This window comes from Vibrio litoralis DSM 17657, from assembly GCF_000426765.1.
GTDB classification, from domain to species: Bacteria; Pseudomonadota; Gammaproteobacteria; order Enterobacterales; family Vibrionaceae; genus Vibrio; species Vibrio litoralis.
The window spans coordinates 1-15863 of sequence record NZ_AUFZ01000005.1 but is presented as its reverse complement, the minus strand read 5'-3'; the positions used below and the strand labels follow the sequence as shown (position 1 = coordinate 15863).

The window sequence follows — 15863 nt, the reverse complement described above, 5'->3', positions numbered from 1 at the left end:
TACTCCTATTTCTTACGGAACATTTCAAGCATACGTTTGGTCACGGTAAAGCCACCAAAAATGTTAATGCTCGCAATTAATACAGCGATGAAAGACAAGACAGATACCAAGGTATTTCCTTGTCCAATTTGCAACAATGCACCGACAACGATAATGCCAGAAATAGCATTGGTTACCGACATCAATGGAGTATGCAGTGAATGCGAAACATTCCAAACTACGTAGTAACCGACCACACAGGCCAATACAAACACAGTAAAGTGTGAAAGGAATGCAGCTGGCGCAACACTTGCAACCCAAGCAAACGCACCGGCAGCAACAACCATACCCACCACTTTCTTAGCGGGTGACTTAGGCTCTTCAACTTTAGGTTCTGGTGCTGCTTGAGGTTTTGCAGCGGCTTGTGGTTGCGCTGATACCTTAATTGGTGGCGCAGGCCATGTTACTTCGCCTTCTTTTACTACTGTCACGCCACGAAGTACTACATCATCAAAATCGATATTGATGTTGCCATCTTTCTCTTTGCAAAGCAGTTTAAGAAGGTTTACAAGGTTTGTACCGTACAACTGAGAAGATTGAGTCGGCAAACGACCTACCATGTCTGTGTAACCAATAATCGTTACACCATTTGGTGTCGTGATTACTTTATCGGCTTCAGTGTATGCACAGTTACCGCCATTCGCAGCAGCAAGGTCAACAATCACGCTACCCGCTTTCATGCTATCAACCATTTCTTTGGTGATAAGCTTCGGCGCTGGACGACCAGGGATCAATGCCGTTGTAATGATGATATCAACATCTTTCGCTTGTTCAGCATAAAGCTCTTCAGCTTTTTTGTTGAACGCTTCAGACATTTCTTTCGCGTAACCATCACCAGAGCCAGACTCTTCTTTGAAATCAACTTCTAAGAATTCGGCACCCATTGACTGGACTTGCTCTTTTACTTCAGGGCGTACATCAAATGCACGAACGATAGCGCCTAGGCTACCGGCAGCACCGATTGCAGCAAGACCGGCAACGCCCGCACCTGCAACTAATACTTTCGCTGGTGGCACTTTACCTGCAGCGGTAATTTGACCAGTAAAAAAACGACCAAACTGATGAGCTGCTTCAACTACCGCTCGGTAACCTGCAATGTTAGCCATTGAACTCAATGCGTCTAGCGATTGCGCGCGAGAAATACGCGGCACAGAATCCATCGCCATAACATTAATGTTTTTGGTCGCCAGTTTATTCAGTAGCTCTTCATTTTGAGCTGGCCAAATAAAGCTAACTAGGCTCGCACCTTCTTGAATAAGATCAAATTCATCCACACCTGTTTCATCGTTAATACGTGGCGCATTTACTTTCAGGATCAAGCCTGACTTCCACACTTCTTCAGTATTAACAATTGAAGCACCTGCGGCTTCGAAGGCTGCATCGTCAAAGCTGGCAAGAGCACCCGCTCCTGACTCAACTGCGACGGTAAAGCCTAGTTTTAAAAGCTGCTCAACCGTTTTCGGCGTGGCAGCAACTCGCGCTTCACCCGCGAGTATTTCTTTTGGTACACCAATCTGCATAGCTATTCCTTGAACATTGGCACAATAAATTTGTAGTCTACTATTTAAACTCATCTCTGGGCATCGCCCTTTAATTAAGATCAACTTAATCTAAGAGATAACAGTTAAAGATAGTAACCGTAAGTTCAATGTAATAAAAAAACATTTTTATATGACATATAACTCTAAGTTTGACGATTCTCACTCTTATGACGTAAAAAAACAACAGATTGATCACAATAACAGGTCATACCTGATATGCACGCCATACATTTGTGTAGAAAATCTCCATGTGATAAGTCATAAAATGCTGATTAAACATTCAATTGAATCAAAAAATCTTGCCGGATGATTGGTCAATAAACATCTTTGATTTCTTGACCATTAATTCACAAGCATCTGATTCAGAAGACAATACATCTGAGCGTATAAACCGATGACTTTTAACTTCACCATCAATTTCTTTGGTTATTTGTCCAGCAATTCGAAATTGACCGCCTTCCGCGATAGGTTCTGGGTAAATTAAAAAGCCATTGTACTCAATTGGTTCTACTTCTTTCTTTACTGACGCTTTGCTACCACCAAATAACTTCGACAAAAATCCCAATGCTCTATCCTCTCTATTCAACCTATCAACCTAATGAAACTTATCTACCCAAGTAACTTATACCTAAGTAACTTCCAGATGCGAGTTTCAGCAAGAATAAAACTTTATTCATTAAAAAATAAAACTAAACTTCCGCCTTTCAACGCACTACCATAATTTATGCTTATACCTATACCGACATTATCAACAAAATCTCTCAATATAGGTGGCGTTAAGAGTACCCCCAAAGATAACTCATAATATTTATCCGTACCTAAAGAAGCCTCAGGATCGCCGCTTAAATCGATACGTTTTACACTGGTATATGCTGAAGGTATATAACCAAACCAATTGGCAAGCCTATAATTCGCCTTCAAGCCATTGACCATATACCAACCTTTAGGGTTACCAAACTCATACTCTCGGTTTTGATCCCACACTTTACCGTAGAAGTAGTTAAAAGAAGAGGTGTACTTCCAATAACCCCATTTACGGTAAAGTTCATAATTCAATTCAATATTTGGCTCGGCGATATACGCTCGGCTCGACACATTATAAACATAACCATCCAACTGAGATTGTAACTGCTGACTCTCTGCACTGTTATAGCTGTGATCATTTTTAAAGTACATCAAATGATTACCTAGGCCATATTTTATATTCCAAGTATCCGTGATATTCCAAATTAATCTGTATTGAAAAAAGCCATCAAACACCTCATTTTGATCATGATCTGCTGGCAAGTCAGGACGCTCATCTAAGCTAATTTCATTTTCAAAATTGACATAGCCTGCCCGCACCGAAAACTCATGTTGAAAATAAGGACTCGGACTATCAATAACCCAAGAATAAGGCAATGTCGTAACAGAAACTCGGTTACGAAGGTCTAGCGAGGCATCATCTCCAATGTCATCATTTTCAAAAACACGAAATGAATTAGGATTAAAATTTTGAATACCAAATGTGATTGCTTCACTATCGGTTAATACAATCGCAGTCGAAAAACTTTCCTGAGCACGTGAAGGCGCTTTCTGTGCAGCTAATGAGTAAGACGAAAAAAAGAAGACGAATAAAAGGTTAATGGAAAAGTTTGTCGTTAAAGATGAAGCCATTCAATTCCCTTATCTATAATAAAGTAGTTATACGGCATCCACCGCCATTAACCTTATTTTGCCTAAGTATTCCATTGCTTGTTAGTATGCTAATTTATCTAGACAAAATAAAGGGGGTTACGTTATGTCGTCTTGGTCTAGCGCACAGTTTAGTTATCATTTTCATGGATTATCAGAGTCCTTCTACCAAGGTGTTACGCCGTCACCATTAAGTCGCCCTCATTGGGTTCATTGGAACCATGAGTTTGCTGAATCACTCCAACTCCCTACAGAGCATAATACAGAAATGCTCAATGCTTTTTCCGGAATTACTCTTCCTGAAGAATTTAAACCGATCGCCATGAAATACGCTGGCCATCAGTTTGGCTATTACAACCCAGACTTAGGTGATGGTCGCGGCTTATTGATGGCAGAGATCAAAGCAAACGATGGGAGACGTTACGATATTCATGTTAAAGGTGCTGGCTTAACGCCCTTTTCTCGCCAAGGTGATGGTCGAGCCGTTCTTCGTTCTAGTATCCGTGAGTATCTATGCTCTGAAGCCTTGCATCACTTAGGTATTCCCACGACTCGCGCACTAGGATTAATCAATAGCGAGACTCTGGTTTATCGTGAAAAAACCGAAACGGGTGCAATTTGTATTCGCCTTGCAGAAAGCCATATCCGCTTTGGTCATTTCGAGCACTGCTTTTATACAGGTCAACACGAACAACTTAAAGAGCTGGCTGAACATACCTTAAGCAATCACTTTCCTGAATGCCAACAACAAGAAAAACCTTACGCTGCCATGCTACAGCAAGTGGTCATTTCTACCGCTCAATTATTTGCCAAATGGAATGCCTTTGGTTTTGCTCATGGGGTGCTCAATACCGATAACATGTCGATACTAGGACAAACCTTCGATTTTGGGCCATTTGGCTTTTTAGATAACTACGATCCAAGTTTTATCTGCAACCATTCTGATTACCAAGGCCGTTACTCCTTCGCCAATCAGCCGAATATTGGATTATGGAACTTAACCGCCCTCGCTCACTCTTTGTCACCATTAATTGAGCGTAGTGATTTAGATGACGCTCTCGCACTCTACGAACCGGAACTTAACCGTGAATTCAGTCGTTTGATGCGTCAGAAAATTGGATTGCAAACCAAGCAAGAGCAAGATCCTGAGTTATTTGGTGAAATGTTTGCTCTACTAGCCAAAAACAAAGTCGACTACACTCGCTTTTTCCGTCAGCTTTCTATGCTCGATAGTCAAGGCATTCAGCCTGTGATTGATTTGGTTCTAGATCGTGAAGCCGCGAAAACCTGGCTAGAGCAATACCAACAGCGGCTAACTTTAGAAACACAAAGCGATACTGAGCGCTGCGAAGCAATGAGAACTCACAACCCTAAATACATTCTGCGTAATCACCTTGCTCAAATCGCTATCGATAAAGCGGAAGATGGCGACTACTCTGAAGTAGAAACATTATTTACCTTGCTACAAAACCCTTATGATGAGCAGCCAGAGTATGATCAATATTCAAATCTGCCGCCTTCTTGGGCACATGAACTTGAGATCAGTTGCTCTTCGTAGCAAGCTTATCCATAATGCAGGCTGAGCAGCACCATTGTGCAGAATTAAATGAGGTTTCCTTATGTCAGAACAACAAGAAGTAAACGTTACAGAAGAGTCAGTGGAAGCCATTGATCTAAGCACTTATTCGCCAGAACTTCGCCACCTTATCGAGTTCGAACAAGTACCAGAGCAAGCTGTACCTATGGTTACTTCAATTCATGAAGTTTCAGAAGAAGCCGTTCGTGATGTATGGGATGATCTACCAGGCAGCGCGCAAAATATTTTAGATAACTTCGAACAATTCCATGCTTTGATCTCGGTAGGCCAAACTTTTGCTGCTATCGATTTCATGCAAGAGTTCGAAACGCTAAAAATGCGTGACGATATGAGCGAAGAAGAGCAACAAGAATATCGCGCAAGCCTACTAGACAAAGTACTACAAAATTGCGTAAAAGATATGGTTAAGCAGCTTAAAAAAGCACGCCGTGACCCTATCTTGAAAAAAGACTTTATGGAAATCTTTGCAGAGCAAGCTTAATCGCCGCTAGAGCCAAGTATTCCAGTATAAGTAAGTAAATAAAAATAACGCTGACTGATGTCAGCGTTTTTTATTGCCTAAAGGTTTGGATGATAGCTCTGAATTCTGCATCTTGAAGCCACCTAGGTATAAATTAGCTAATCGCCCACTTCACGGCATAGTCAGCATGAATTTTAGTCGTATCGTATAACGGCACATTTGTGTGGTTTTGATTAATGAGCAATGCAATTTCAGTACAGCCTAGTATCACCGCTTGCGCACCTTGTGATGCTAAACGGTCAACCACTTCAAGGTAACTTTTCCTCGATTCAGCATCCACCACACCTTGGCACAGTTCTTCATAGATCACCGAGTGGATCACGTCGCGATCGTCTTCGTTTGGTACCAAGACTTCAATACCGAACTTATCAACTAAGCGACGCTTATAAAAATCCTGCTCCATGGTAAAGCGAGTTCCAAGCAAGCCTACTTTAGTAACGCCATCACTCAGTAATTGTTCAGCGGTCGCATCCGCAATATGTAAAATAGGAATTGTAATGTTAGCTTCAATTTGAGGCGCAACTTTATGCATTGTATTGGTACAAATAAGCAGACAATCGGCACCACCAGCTTCTACCGATTGAGCCGCCTTAGACAAAATCACCGCCGTTTCATCCCATTTCCCTTGGTGCTGCAAAGCCTCTATCTCAGAAAAATCGACACTGTATAAGCAGATCTTGGCAGAATGTAATCCTCCTAGTTCTGCCTTAATACCTTCATTTAGCGCTTTATAATAACTAACCGTCGACTCCCAACTCATGCCGCCTATCATTCCAACTGTTTTCACATTTGCCTCCATAATCCCCATTGATGACCCTATCACCATATCAATAACTTATAGAAGTTCATAATGATCACGCATTTTTCTCTTCTGAGAATAGACGGTATACTCTTTCATTCTCAATGAAGACCATCTAGTGAAGCCCATGACTCTTTCTCAGCATTCCAAATCGGACTCTCAAGAACTACCTGACACATCAACAAAGCACTCTAGATTTACACGCCAATCTTGGCCTTATTGGCTTGGCCTACTACTCATCTGCATTACCACCTATATCAGTGTGATATACAGCCAAAAGCACTTTTCCGTCGATTCGGATCTCAATCATTTAGTCAAACAAGATGCTCCTTGGCGAGATAACCTAGATAAAACTACTCAAACGTTTAGCGACTCAGAAAGCTCCCTTGTAATAGTAGTGTCTGGCGATGATCGCCAACAGGTTCAGCAAGTTACCGAGAACTTAACCAACGACTTTACTCAGCAACCAAGCTTTAAAGATGTGTTCGCACCATCGACACTACCTTGGCTAAAACAACAAGCGCTGTGGTTTTTATCCGACCAAGAGTTTAACGACTTCTCGCAAAATCTAGCCTCGTTAATGCCAAGACTGCAACGTGCCAGTATGAGCCAATCTCAAGCCGATCCTACTTTGCCGGCCAAGCAGCTTCTTGCTCAACTTAATCAAGCGGTAGAGTCAAAAGATGACAATGCTGCACGCTTATTAATACAAGCATTGAATCAAGTGTCAGAATCAAACCAATCTGCGGATCATCAGCAAAAAGCGATTAGTCAGCAAAAAACGGCTACTCAGAAAAACACAGCCACTCAAGGTGTAAACTGGTTTTCACTGCTCTTTCCTGAAACGAAACAAACAAGCTACCAAATCATTTCGATTAATGCCGAACCCGATCGTTCTCAAAAAGAACCTAACCGCTTCATCATGGAAACCGCACAGAACATTATTAGCCAATATAGTGATGTGTCGGGCGTTCAAATCCGATTAACAGGACAAACCGCTTTAGATTTTGATGAAATTAAAGATGCAAACCATAGCGTAAAATTAGCCGGTACTATGTCTCTAATTGGCTTAATCGTGGTTTTAGGCTTTGGTATTCGCTCACTGCGCATTATCGCGGCGAGTTATGTTGCGGTGATTGTCGGCCTAGTCTGGACGCTTGCTCTAGGTTTATGGCTGGTTGGTAACTACAACACGATTTCAATTGTGTTCTTAGTAATGTTCATCGGCCTAGGTGTCGACTTCTCAATTCACTTTTGTTTACGTATTCGTGAAGAACAAGGCTTACATGCCAATAATCAAGCCACTTTACTAACTTCTATTCGCGGAACATTAACGCCCCTCAGCTTATGCGCCCTGACTTCTGCAATCGGCTTTTTAGGCTTTTACCCTACCGCTTATACTGGGCTTGCTGAACTCGGCATTATTTCAGCCGCGGGTATGTTGATGGGACTAGTCGCGACTTTCAGCGTGATCCCTGTGTTTTTCTTCCTATTTGGTTACCCGAGAAAGAAACAACAAGCCATTGAACAAGAACATAGTGATGAAGGTTATTGGTTAGTTGAGCATCATAAACTGGTGATTGGTATCGCAGTAGTGTTGCTCATCGTCGCAGGCATTGGTGCTAGCCAAATGAAATTCGATTTCTCAACCTTAGTGCTTAAATCACCAAAATCAGAATCGGTAAACACCCTAGAAGAAATCCAGCAACAAGGCTTAACTTCAAGCTATCAAATGATGATGTTGGCAAAAACGCCAGAGCAAGCACAACAGTGGCAGCAACAACTCGCCAAACTCCCTGAAGTTAGCAATGCACTTTCGATTAATTCGTTCTTACCACAAGATCGCAACAAAAAAATAGTGACATTGTCACAAACCATAAATCAGCCGGCATCGCCTGAAGCTAAAGGCATCACGCCAATTCAGCTTGCGGAAAAACTAGAAACATCACCTTATAAAGATGCCCTTTCAAGCCACACATTACATTGGTTAAAAACCGCTAATCAAACTGAAATTTATCAGGCAATTTCGCTGCAAGCCCTGCAACCTTTAGCTCAAATACAGCAAAATTTTAAACAAATGATGCAAGCACCACCCGCCACTATTAATGACATTCCAACGCAACTTGCACAGCGTTATTACAACCAAGATTACGCATTGGTGGTTGCTTATCCATCTGGTGATATGCGGGATGTAAAACAGTTAAATGAGTTTATTGATGCGGTACAGGCGGTTGCGCCTAATGCCACCGGACGCCCAGTCGCCGAGCAACAAGTGGGCAAGATTATTACCCAAGCTTTCATGCAAGCCACTTGCTATTCATTAGCCTTAATTGCTTTAGTGTTATTGTTTGCTCTGAAGCATAAGAGAGATGTGATGCTGAGCTTTATTCCACTACTGCTGACAACCCTATCAACCATGGCGGTCGCCCATTGGAGTGGCTTTTCACTTAACATGGCGAATATCATCGTGATCCCATTGATCTTTGGATTAGGCGTAGATAACGGCATTCATATTGTGGAACGTTTCCGCGAAGTAGGTTCAGTAAAAGCCTTCTACCAATCTTCAACACCCAAAGCCGCCATATTAAGCTCACTCACGACCATAGTGACTTTCGGTTCATTATTACTGGCCGATCACCGCGGTATGTTCAGCATTGGTTTCTTACTGACTATTGCGATTGGCTTCTTGCTGGTTTACAGCCTAACGGTTCTACCCGCGTTGTTGTTTAGTACAAAGAAAGCAGTTTAGTACAAAGAAAAGGGTTTAGTGTGAAGAAAAGGGCTTAGTGTGAAGAAAGGTGTAAGAAATTAGAATTTAATTTGGAGAATAGATTTAACCAGCACTAGGCAAAAGAGACTGCCTAGTGCTCAATATTAGCAGTTCCCTTTCTTAGCCTGTCCTGGCGGGCAAAATTTACCATTATTATTACGGCTATCGTCTCTCGTACCGACTTTAACATCGACATTATGCAGTTCGCCCTCTACGCGAGTAAGTTGACAACCACTTAATATGAACAACGCACTCAAGACTACAATCAATTTATTCACAAACTATCCTTTTATTATGAAATACAAAATTCCCACCTTAATTAATGGGATAAGTTAGGTGCGATAAATTGCCTGTTTATAAAGATTGATATGTCAAATTGATGACTGAGGGAGGTTAGTTTTTAATGGAACATCTTCCTTGCTAACATTCTGAGAGCGAGTAATAGAAGTCGCGAACGCTTTATCATCTTGATCGGGCTCCAAGCCATCTTGCCCTTTGCCTTTTACTGGTGTGAAGGCCAAACGAGAAAATAGTGGGAAGTGATCGGAGCCAATGGATGGTAATCGTTGGATACTCTGGACGGTAAAGTGCCCACTGTGGAAAAGATGATCTAGCGGCCAGCGAAGTAGCGGATAGTCTACATGGAAGGTATTAAACATCCCTCTACCTACCCTAGGATCCAGTAAACCACTCAATTTACGAAATAAACGAGTAGTTCGAGACCATGCGACATCATTTAAGTCACCGGTAACGATGATTGGCTGATCGCTCTCTCCCACACTACGCGCGACGATGATTAATTCGGTATCACGTTCGGCTGATTCTGGATTTTCTGTAGGGCTTGGCGGCGCAGGATGTAGAAAATGCATTCGAACTAAATCACCGGTCGGTAACTCGACAAGTGTATGCATAGATGGAATATAATCTTCAACTAGGTAAGCAATTTCTTTCTCATGCAACGGCAGTCGCGAATACACATGCATGCCATAAAGATTATCTAACGGACACTTCATGGTTTCTGGCATATCCACTTCAAGGCATTCTAATTGGTTTTCCCACCATTGATCCGATTCAAGCGTAACCAGTACATCTGGCTGATATTTATTAACCAGATCAACCAGTTTATGAGCATCTCGATTCGGAGTCAGCACATTGGCGGTTAAGATACTAAGTTGACGAGTCTCATCGACATTTTGGTTTGCATGAACTTCGACTCGCCATAGTTTGGTATAGGGTAAAATCCACCAAAGCTGCCAAATCAAGCATAGTGTTGTTGTGATAACAATAAACCAAGTTTGAGGCTCAGAAAGATTAAGAATAATCAGTTGTAGCAAGATCAGTAACGCAGCACAGATTGCGAACTGCATCCGAGGAAAGTCCATTCCCCTAACAATCCAATGTGGATGACGGTATATAGGAAGCAGAGTCGCTCCAACAATCAATCCCGTCACTATATAAATCACTATATCCAAATATCCCAAGTATCTATACCTAAAGTTAAAGCTAAACCGTAGTCAAACACCTACTATAAAACAAAAAATACCAAACCTTGAAAGCCAAGGTTTTGTTATGTGCGAATTTGATACAAGTGCCCTGACTCAAATTTATTCTCAGCTGCGCACTTTATTTGCCAGCCAAGTTTCTGCGCCACTTTTTGACTACCTATATTATCTGACGCAATGAACACTTTCACTTGAGTTAAGTCGATGGTTTGAGCCAGTTCGAATATTGCTAATTTGCACATTAAAGATGCTAACCCTTGCCCCCAAAACTTCTGACGAATGAAATACCCAAAATCTAGTTCGTCATCAAGTAGTGTAATTCCGCAAAAACCAACAATTTCGTTAGTTTCAATAGACCTGAAGGCAAACCTAGTTTCTGCCTGTTGCTCATTAGAAAACCAAGCGTCAGCTTCTTCATCAGTCAAAGACCTTCTAGGACCAAGAAATCTCATAGCATGATCGTTTTGAAGCAAATCAAACACTGCACTACGGTCACTATCAAGTAATCGTGAAATAACAATTTCCCCCAAACTGCCCTCCTAGCACATAGACATAATGACTCCCACGAAGGTGCTAGCCTCCAGTTTCGTGGGTTAGCGAAGCCAGAGCCATAATTAGTTTGCTAAAGAACTAAATTAGGAGGCTAGCATGAATAACGATACCACTCTTTTTATTGGGTTAGATACCCATAAATCCTTCACTCAAGTCGCACTTTTAAAAGATAATCGGGGTGAAACCCCGATTTCTTATGGTCGTATTGATACTTCAAAATCCGCGCTGATTAAACTGGCTCAAAAAATTCAATCACTGTTCCCTAAAGCCACTCTTCATTTTATTTATGAAGCAGGACCATGTGGATATTGGATTTATCGACTGTTAACCAGCCTTGGTTACCACTGCTATATTGTGGCCCCTTCGCTCATTCCTAAAAAGCCTGGTGATAGAGTGAAAACCGACAAACGGGATGCGGCAAAGTTGGCAAGATTATTTAGAGCTGATGAGTTAAGCACGATTTATGTGCCTGAAGCCGAGGATGAAGCTATTCGCGATTTATCGCGTGCCCGTGAAACCGCAATGAAAGATTTAAAAGATGCCAAACTTCAACTAAAAGGCTTCTTTCTCCGCAACAACATCAATACTGTCGTGAAAGATAATTGGTCTAAAAAGCATTTACGCTGGCTCACCGAACTTGTCCTTCCGCATCATAGCCAACAAATTGTGCTGCAAGAGATGATTCAAATCATCTCTGAACGAATGCAGCGCCTACAACGACTGGATAATGAGCTTATCCACCAAGTTAAAAATTGGCGTTATTATCCTGTAGTCAAAGCAATCCAAGCCATTCGAGGCATTCGCTTATTGGTGGCCTTAGGAACGATTGCCGAACTTGGTGATTTACGACGGTTTGACCATCCAAGAAAACTGATGTCGTATCTTGGATTAGTCCCTTCTGAAAGCTCAAGTGGACAAAAGCGGCGACAAGGCAGCATCACTAAATGTGGTAACTCTCGCGCAAGGCGATTATTGATTGAAGGGGCGCACTCTTATCAACATAAAGCCAACATTTCATCAGAATTACAAATTCGGCAAGAAGGTCTTTCGAAAGAAATTATCGACATTGCTTGGCCAGCACAACTCAGGTTGTGCCGACGTTATCAACGGCTGATGTTTTTAGGCAAACACCGCAGTGTTGTTACGGCAATTGCGAGAGAAATGGTAGCCTTCACTTGGGCAATCACACGAGAAGTTGGGATCCAACCGATCGATCCTCGTCAACGTATTTCAAGGTTACCCTCATGAATTATGAATTAGTGTTAACGCAACGCATCAAGCATCGGGTGTGGCATAAACTCCGACGGCGTTAGGATGGCAATAGCCTAACGGCTATTGAACCACGAGCATAGACTGCAGACAGGTGCCACGACGGAATAAGTACGGTAAGCTCTGCTCATTTTCGGATAAGTAACCTACGAATACCAGCATGATAACCGACGAATGTGCTTGCTTGAGCAATGCGTTAACACTATCTCTTTTTTAAAGAAAGAATGCCCAAAATAAATGGGTAGAATTTTTGCGCTCTACTTGACAGTGGGAGTCATACCAACGCCCTGTTAACAGGCAAAAAATAGTTGGTTAAAATTGGCGACGAAGGAGCAAAACCAACTGTTTTTTGTCCTTGTTTAACAGTTTGTTAGGTAATAATTACACCAATTGCTAATGTAGCCAATCCTCCACCAGTTGCCACGGCGCAACACCACATTAACCGTCTCTTTTTTAGCAACGCCAATTCTTTATGCTCCTTGATTTGAGTCGGAGAAATCGGGTTAACTTTTGTTTCATGAGGAAGTACACCGAGAAACGAAAAGACCAAGCCCCAAAAGAACAAGAATAAAGAGACACCCAACCAAGTTGCACTTATGCTTTCTGGTTTCATAAATGCTATACCACCACCCATTAGAGTAGTATTTAATGTTAGAAACTGAGTTAAAACACCATGAGCATTCTCAATGTTCTTTTTAATAGTTTCTTCTCCCCACCGAAGATAAAATAAGTCTTCTTCACTAGGAGGTGTAGATTGAATGGGATCAGCCATTATTGGGTGTCACCGAACATTGAGTTCCGCAGTGCGTACATTTTGGTACATAGGTAACAGATCTAGGTGTTACATCATCTAGAAACATAATTGGTGTCTTTGAAGCATCAAACTCCGATTCTTTTTGGCAAGAATGACACACAAATTTAACGATTTTCACAAGTACTCTCCTTATTACCTAACGCCAAAAGCAGGCGCGCGCTTTACCGCGTCGCCTGCCTTTGCTTGTTAGGAATAGACATACAGTCCATAGCAGCAGTTTATTTCCAAACCTCATCGGAAGGTACCATCTATTGGCGGCCCCTCGGGCCCTACACCACTTATCGGCCCAATTTCGAAAATATATCCGCCAAAAAGTGAGTTAAATTCCTCTTCTACATCTTTGAGGAACCGCAAGATTAAATCTAAAAGGTCACGAAAAGTCATACAGTGCCATTCAACACCGGGTGAGATATGAGATAAGACATCTTTTTTAAAGCTATCTAAGTCGGCCGGAACATTCAGCAAGGTACCGGTGTTCATGCGTGGGCTAACGGTCTCGAGGTTAAACATCGAAAACATCCAAGAATGAACAGTGTAACGTGATCGTAACTGATCAAATTTTTTCTTCTTTTCCTCTGACAGGTTTTCGTAGGCTTTATCTCGTTGACCATTAAATTCCTCTGTGTACTGCAAAACACGATCAGCTGCATCACCTATCCGAGGGCAGAAGTATCTTCTCCACCAAGCCTCAAAGTATCGCTGCTGAAGTTCTAGATAAGTTAATCCAGTAATATTTGTATTACGGGTATACTGCTTCGCCCCAGATTGCAGGCCACACTTCGATACGATAAACCCAATATTAGCCCCAGTCTCATGCATAACCGTGGTGAATGAATGAACGACCGATTGAGGCACTGTGGTATTCCAGTTCTTGCATTCCACAATATATTTGATTTTATCCAAACTACGACGATCTACAGCGCAAACATCTACATTCACGGTGCCGCGCGGCGTATGAAGATCAACCTCAACATCAGCCGCCAGCCCTACGTTGCGAAATAGTCGTTTCACACCTGTTTGTAGATCCTGCCAGTTTGCTGGATACGGGTCATCAATCATGGATAAGGTTCAACTCCTAGATTCCTAACGCTAAGCTAAGCGGTGCAAATTGATAAACATACAACGACCACTTAACTTCCAAATAAAAACGCCCAAACTTTATGCATCCGATTAAGCGCCTTGTTAACTGTACATTGCTCGTTGCTTCGCATCTCTTTCTTTATCGGGATCTTCAATACTTCCTGTTGACTCAATCATTGATAAGTAATTAAAAGGGACTTTAATTTCCTTTGCACCTACAACTACATGGTTCAAATACCAAGAATAAGGTTTTAATGATGCATCTATATTGGTTGCATAATATGTGACCGCTTCCAACTCGCCCAGAGAGTCACTATAAACTTTTACTGTTTTTTCGTTATAACCGTAACCTAAACCTTCAGCTATATCGAGTGCAGTTTTTTCGCTTGAGTCAATTTCAAATAGAGCACCAAAAACTATATCGCTATCATTATTAGTTTCAAAAGTATCGCACTTTCCGGAGCCATCTTTACTGCTTTTATGAAATTTCAATTGATGCGATTTTAAAGAGAACACACCTATAAGTTCTGCGCTTGGTACTCGTTCTTTCAGTCTAATAAGTGACATATTTGAGCCATAAGCAAAATAGTTCATAGAAACTCCTGTACAGTTAACGCCCGCTTAAGCGGACAAAAATTGTTGGTTATAATGTGGAGCGAAGCGGAACCTAACAAACTGTTTTTGTTACGTTTAAAGCGCTTGTTAAATTGCGTAAAGCTACTGCCTCAATAAGCTTGGGTAGATGTTTTGCAAACCTGAGTACGAAGTTTAAATGGTCTTTATATAAGCCTAATTTCTCCTTATAAAAACCACCTGCAATAATTGGCTTGCCCGAAGGTAACATCAATGAACCCATTGTCATTATTGATGCGTGGCTATAACCATTATAAAAATTCTTTGCTTGTTCGAGCCACTCATAGCCTTCGATTAAACCTAAAGTATCAGCGTTTAATAAAACATTATCTATGGCTTTATGAGCTTTTGTACTTTTATTTCCTTGTAAATAAGACTTATAAAAATTGATAGGTTTTGCTTTTTTACTCTTACTAATTAATACATTATTCTCTGCACTAAGTAGTATTGCTAAACAAAGAGATTCATATGAAATTCTCATCGTATTACCTGAAGCATTAATATGACCTTCAATCAAAAGCCTTGTTGCTGTGACAAGGGACTCTATGGTCATAAAAGTGAATTCCTGAACCCATTTGTACTTCTGTTTTTCAGGTTCACTAAAGTAGTGCTCAAAGCATGACTCGCTTTGCTCAAGTAAATTAGTTATCTCAGTTATCTCTGAATCGAATATTGAGCAGAACTCTGCTACTGAACGATCAGTTACTAAAATGTCGCGGATGGTCAAAACTCCATTAGCAATTTAACAGATAATTAGACTCCCTCTCCTCAGCTAAACTTAACCTGCTAATAAATTTTTATTGGGAGTCAAACAGTTATGAATAATTCTACTATTATTGGTGTTGATTTAGCAAAAGATGTGTTTCAAGTTTGTGTGTACACAAACAATAAAGTGCTTTCAAACAATGAAATGACGCCGCAAGCATTCACATCTTGGATTGCCAATCAAACACCTACTATCGTGATATTTGAAGCCTGTGCGACATCTAATTACTGGAAGCGCCTTGTATCACAGTTTGGTCATGAAGCTCGACTAATAAGCCCTCAATTAGTTTCTAGAATACGTCAGCATC

15 protein-coding genes and 1 pseudogene are annotated in these 15863 nt (G+C 41.4%); 5 read left to right on the top strand and 11 right to left on the bottom strand.

Translation table 11 applies throughout. The features are described 5' to 3' along the window. Positions 1–5 precede the first annotated feature (5 nt). From pntA to K358_RS17910, 3 genes are all read right to left on the bottom strand, one after another. Positions 6–1559 (bottom strand): Re/Si-specific NAD(P)(+) transhydrogenase subunit alpha, encoded by a 1554-nt coding sequence (pntA, locus tag K358_RS0102070; protein WP_027695269.1) that lies wholly within the window; start codon positions 1557–1559, stop codon positions 6–8. 310 nt (positions 1560–1869) lie between these two features. Beyond that, positions 1870–2145 (bottom strand): HlyU family transcriptional regulator, encoded by a 276-nt coding sequence (locus K358_RS0102065; protein WP_027695268.1) that lies wholly within the window; start codon positions 2143–2145, stop codon positions 1870–1872. 104 nt (positions 2146–2249) lie between these two features. Continuing rightward, positions 2250–3236 (bottom strand): Solitary outer membrane autotransporter beta-barrel domain, encoded by a 987-nt coding sequence (locus K358_RS17910; RefSeq protein ID WP_051241138.1) that lies wholly within the window; start codon positions 3234–3236, stop codon positions 2250–2252. Positions 3237–3360: 124 nt separating this feature from the next. Between K358_RS17910 and K358_RS0102055 the strand changes: the two genes are divergently transcribed. After that, positions 3361–4812, top strand: a complete 1452-nt coding sequence (locus tag K358_RS0102055) for a protein adenylyltransferase SelO (protein ID WP_027695267.1) — start codon at positions 3361–3363, stop codon at positions 4810–4812. Between the two features lie 61 nt (positions 4813–4873). Beyond that, positions 4874–5332 carry a DUF3069 domain-containing protein gene (locus K358_RS0102050; RefSeq protein ID WP_027695266.1) on the top strand — a complete coding sequence of 153 codons (459 nt, stop codon included), beginning with the start codon at positions 4874–4876 and terminating at the stop codon, positions 5330–5332. Positions 5333–5465: 133 nt separating this feature from the next. Here K358_RS0102050 and K358_RS0102045 read toward each other — a convergent pair whose 3' ends face one another. Next, positions 5466–6158, bottom strand: a complete 693-nt coding sequence (locus tag K358_RS0102045; RefSeq protein WP_027695265.1) for an aspartate/glutamate racemase family protein — start codon at positions 6156–6158, stop codon at positions 5466–5468. A gap of 139 nt (positions 6159–6297) precedes the next feature. Between K358_RS0102045 and K358_RS17905 the strand changes: the two genes are divergently transcribed. Next, on the top strand, positions 6298–8919 hold the full coding sequence (locus K358_RS17905) for an MMPL family transporter (protein ID WP_051241137.1): 2622 nt from the start codon (positions 6298–6300) through the stop codon (positions 8917–8919). A 125-nt stretch (positions 8920–9044) separates the two neighbouring features. Here the strand turns inward: K358_RS17905 and K358_RS19170 are convergent, their stop codons facing one another. The 3 genes from K358_RS19170 to K358_RS0102025 all read right to left on the bottom strand — a co-directional run bounded on the left by K358_RS19170 (position 9045) and on the right by K358_RS0102025 (position 10972). Next, positions 9045–9218 carry a membrane lipoprotein lipid attachment site-containing protein gene (locus tag K358_RS19170; RefSeq protein ID WP_156888671.1) on the bottom strand — a complete coding sequence of 58 codons (174 nt, stop codon included), beginning with the start codon at positions 9216–9218 and terminating at the stop codon, positions 9045–9047. Between the two features lie 93 nt (positions 9219–9311). Then, positions 9312–10307 carry an endonuclease/exonuclease/phosphatase family protein gene (locus tag K358_RS0102030; protein WP_211232224.1) on the bottom strand — a complete coding sequence of 332 codons (996 nt, stop codon included), beginning with the start codon at positions 10305–10307 and terminating at the stop codon, positions 9312–9314. Between the two features lie 200 nt (positions 10308–10507). Continuing rightward, a complete protein-coding gene (locus K358_RS0102025) occupies positions 10508–10972 on the bottom strand; it encodes a GNAT family N-acetyltransferase (protein ID WP_027695263.1) in 465 nt (154 codons plus the stop codon). A 118-nt stretch (positions 10973–11090) separates the two neighbouring features. Here K358_RS0102025 and K358_RS0102020 point away from each other — a divergent pair, with 118 nt between their 5' ends. Then, a complete protein-coding gene (locus K358_RS0102020) occupies positions 11091–12242 on the top strand; it encodes an IS110 family RNA-guided transposase (RefSeq protein WP_027695262.1) in 1152 nt (383 codons plus the stop codon). Between the two features lie 391 nt (positions 12243–12633). On the opposite strand, the gene K358_RS0102015 is transcribed toward K358_RS0102020, so the two are convergent. The 4 genes from K358_RS0102015 to K358_RS17900 all read right to left on the bottom strand — a co-directional run bounded on the left by K358_RS0102015 (position 12634) and on the right by K358_RS17900 (position 15517). Then, positions 12634–13035, bottom strand: a complete 402-nt coding sequence (locus K358_RS0102015) for a hypothetical protein (RefSeq protein WP_027695261.1) — start codon at positions 13033–13035, stop codon at positions 12634–12636. Between the two features lie 273 nt (positions 13036–13308). After that, on the bottom strand, positions 13309–14136 hold the full coding sequence (locus K358_RS0102010; RefSeq protein WP_027695260.1) for a restriction endonuclease: 828 nt from the start codon (positions 14134–14136) through the stop codon (positions 13309–13311). 123 nt (positions 14137–14259) lie between these two features. Then, the gene (locus K358_RS0102005; RefSeq protein ID WP_027695259.1) at positions 14260–14751 is read right to left on the bottom strand and encodes a gamma-glutamylcyclotransferase family protein; all 492 of its coding nucleotides are present in this window, start codon (positions 14749–14751) and stop codon (positions 14260–14262) included. A gap of 73 nt (positions 14752–14824) precedes the next feature. Continuing rightward, positions 14825–15517 (bottom strand): hypothetical protein, encoded by a 693-nt coding sequence (locus K358_RS17900; RefSeq protein WP_051241136.1) that lies wholly within the window; start codon positions 15515–15517, stop codon positions 14825–14827. Between the two features lie 90 nt (positions 15518–15607). On the opposite strand from K358_RS17900, the pseudogene K358_RS0101995 reads away from it, so the two are divergent. Beyond that, a pseudogene (locus tag K358_RS0101995) lies at positions 15608–15863 on the top strand (IS110 family transposase); the annotation flags it as partial.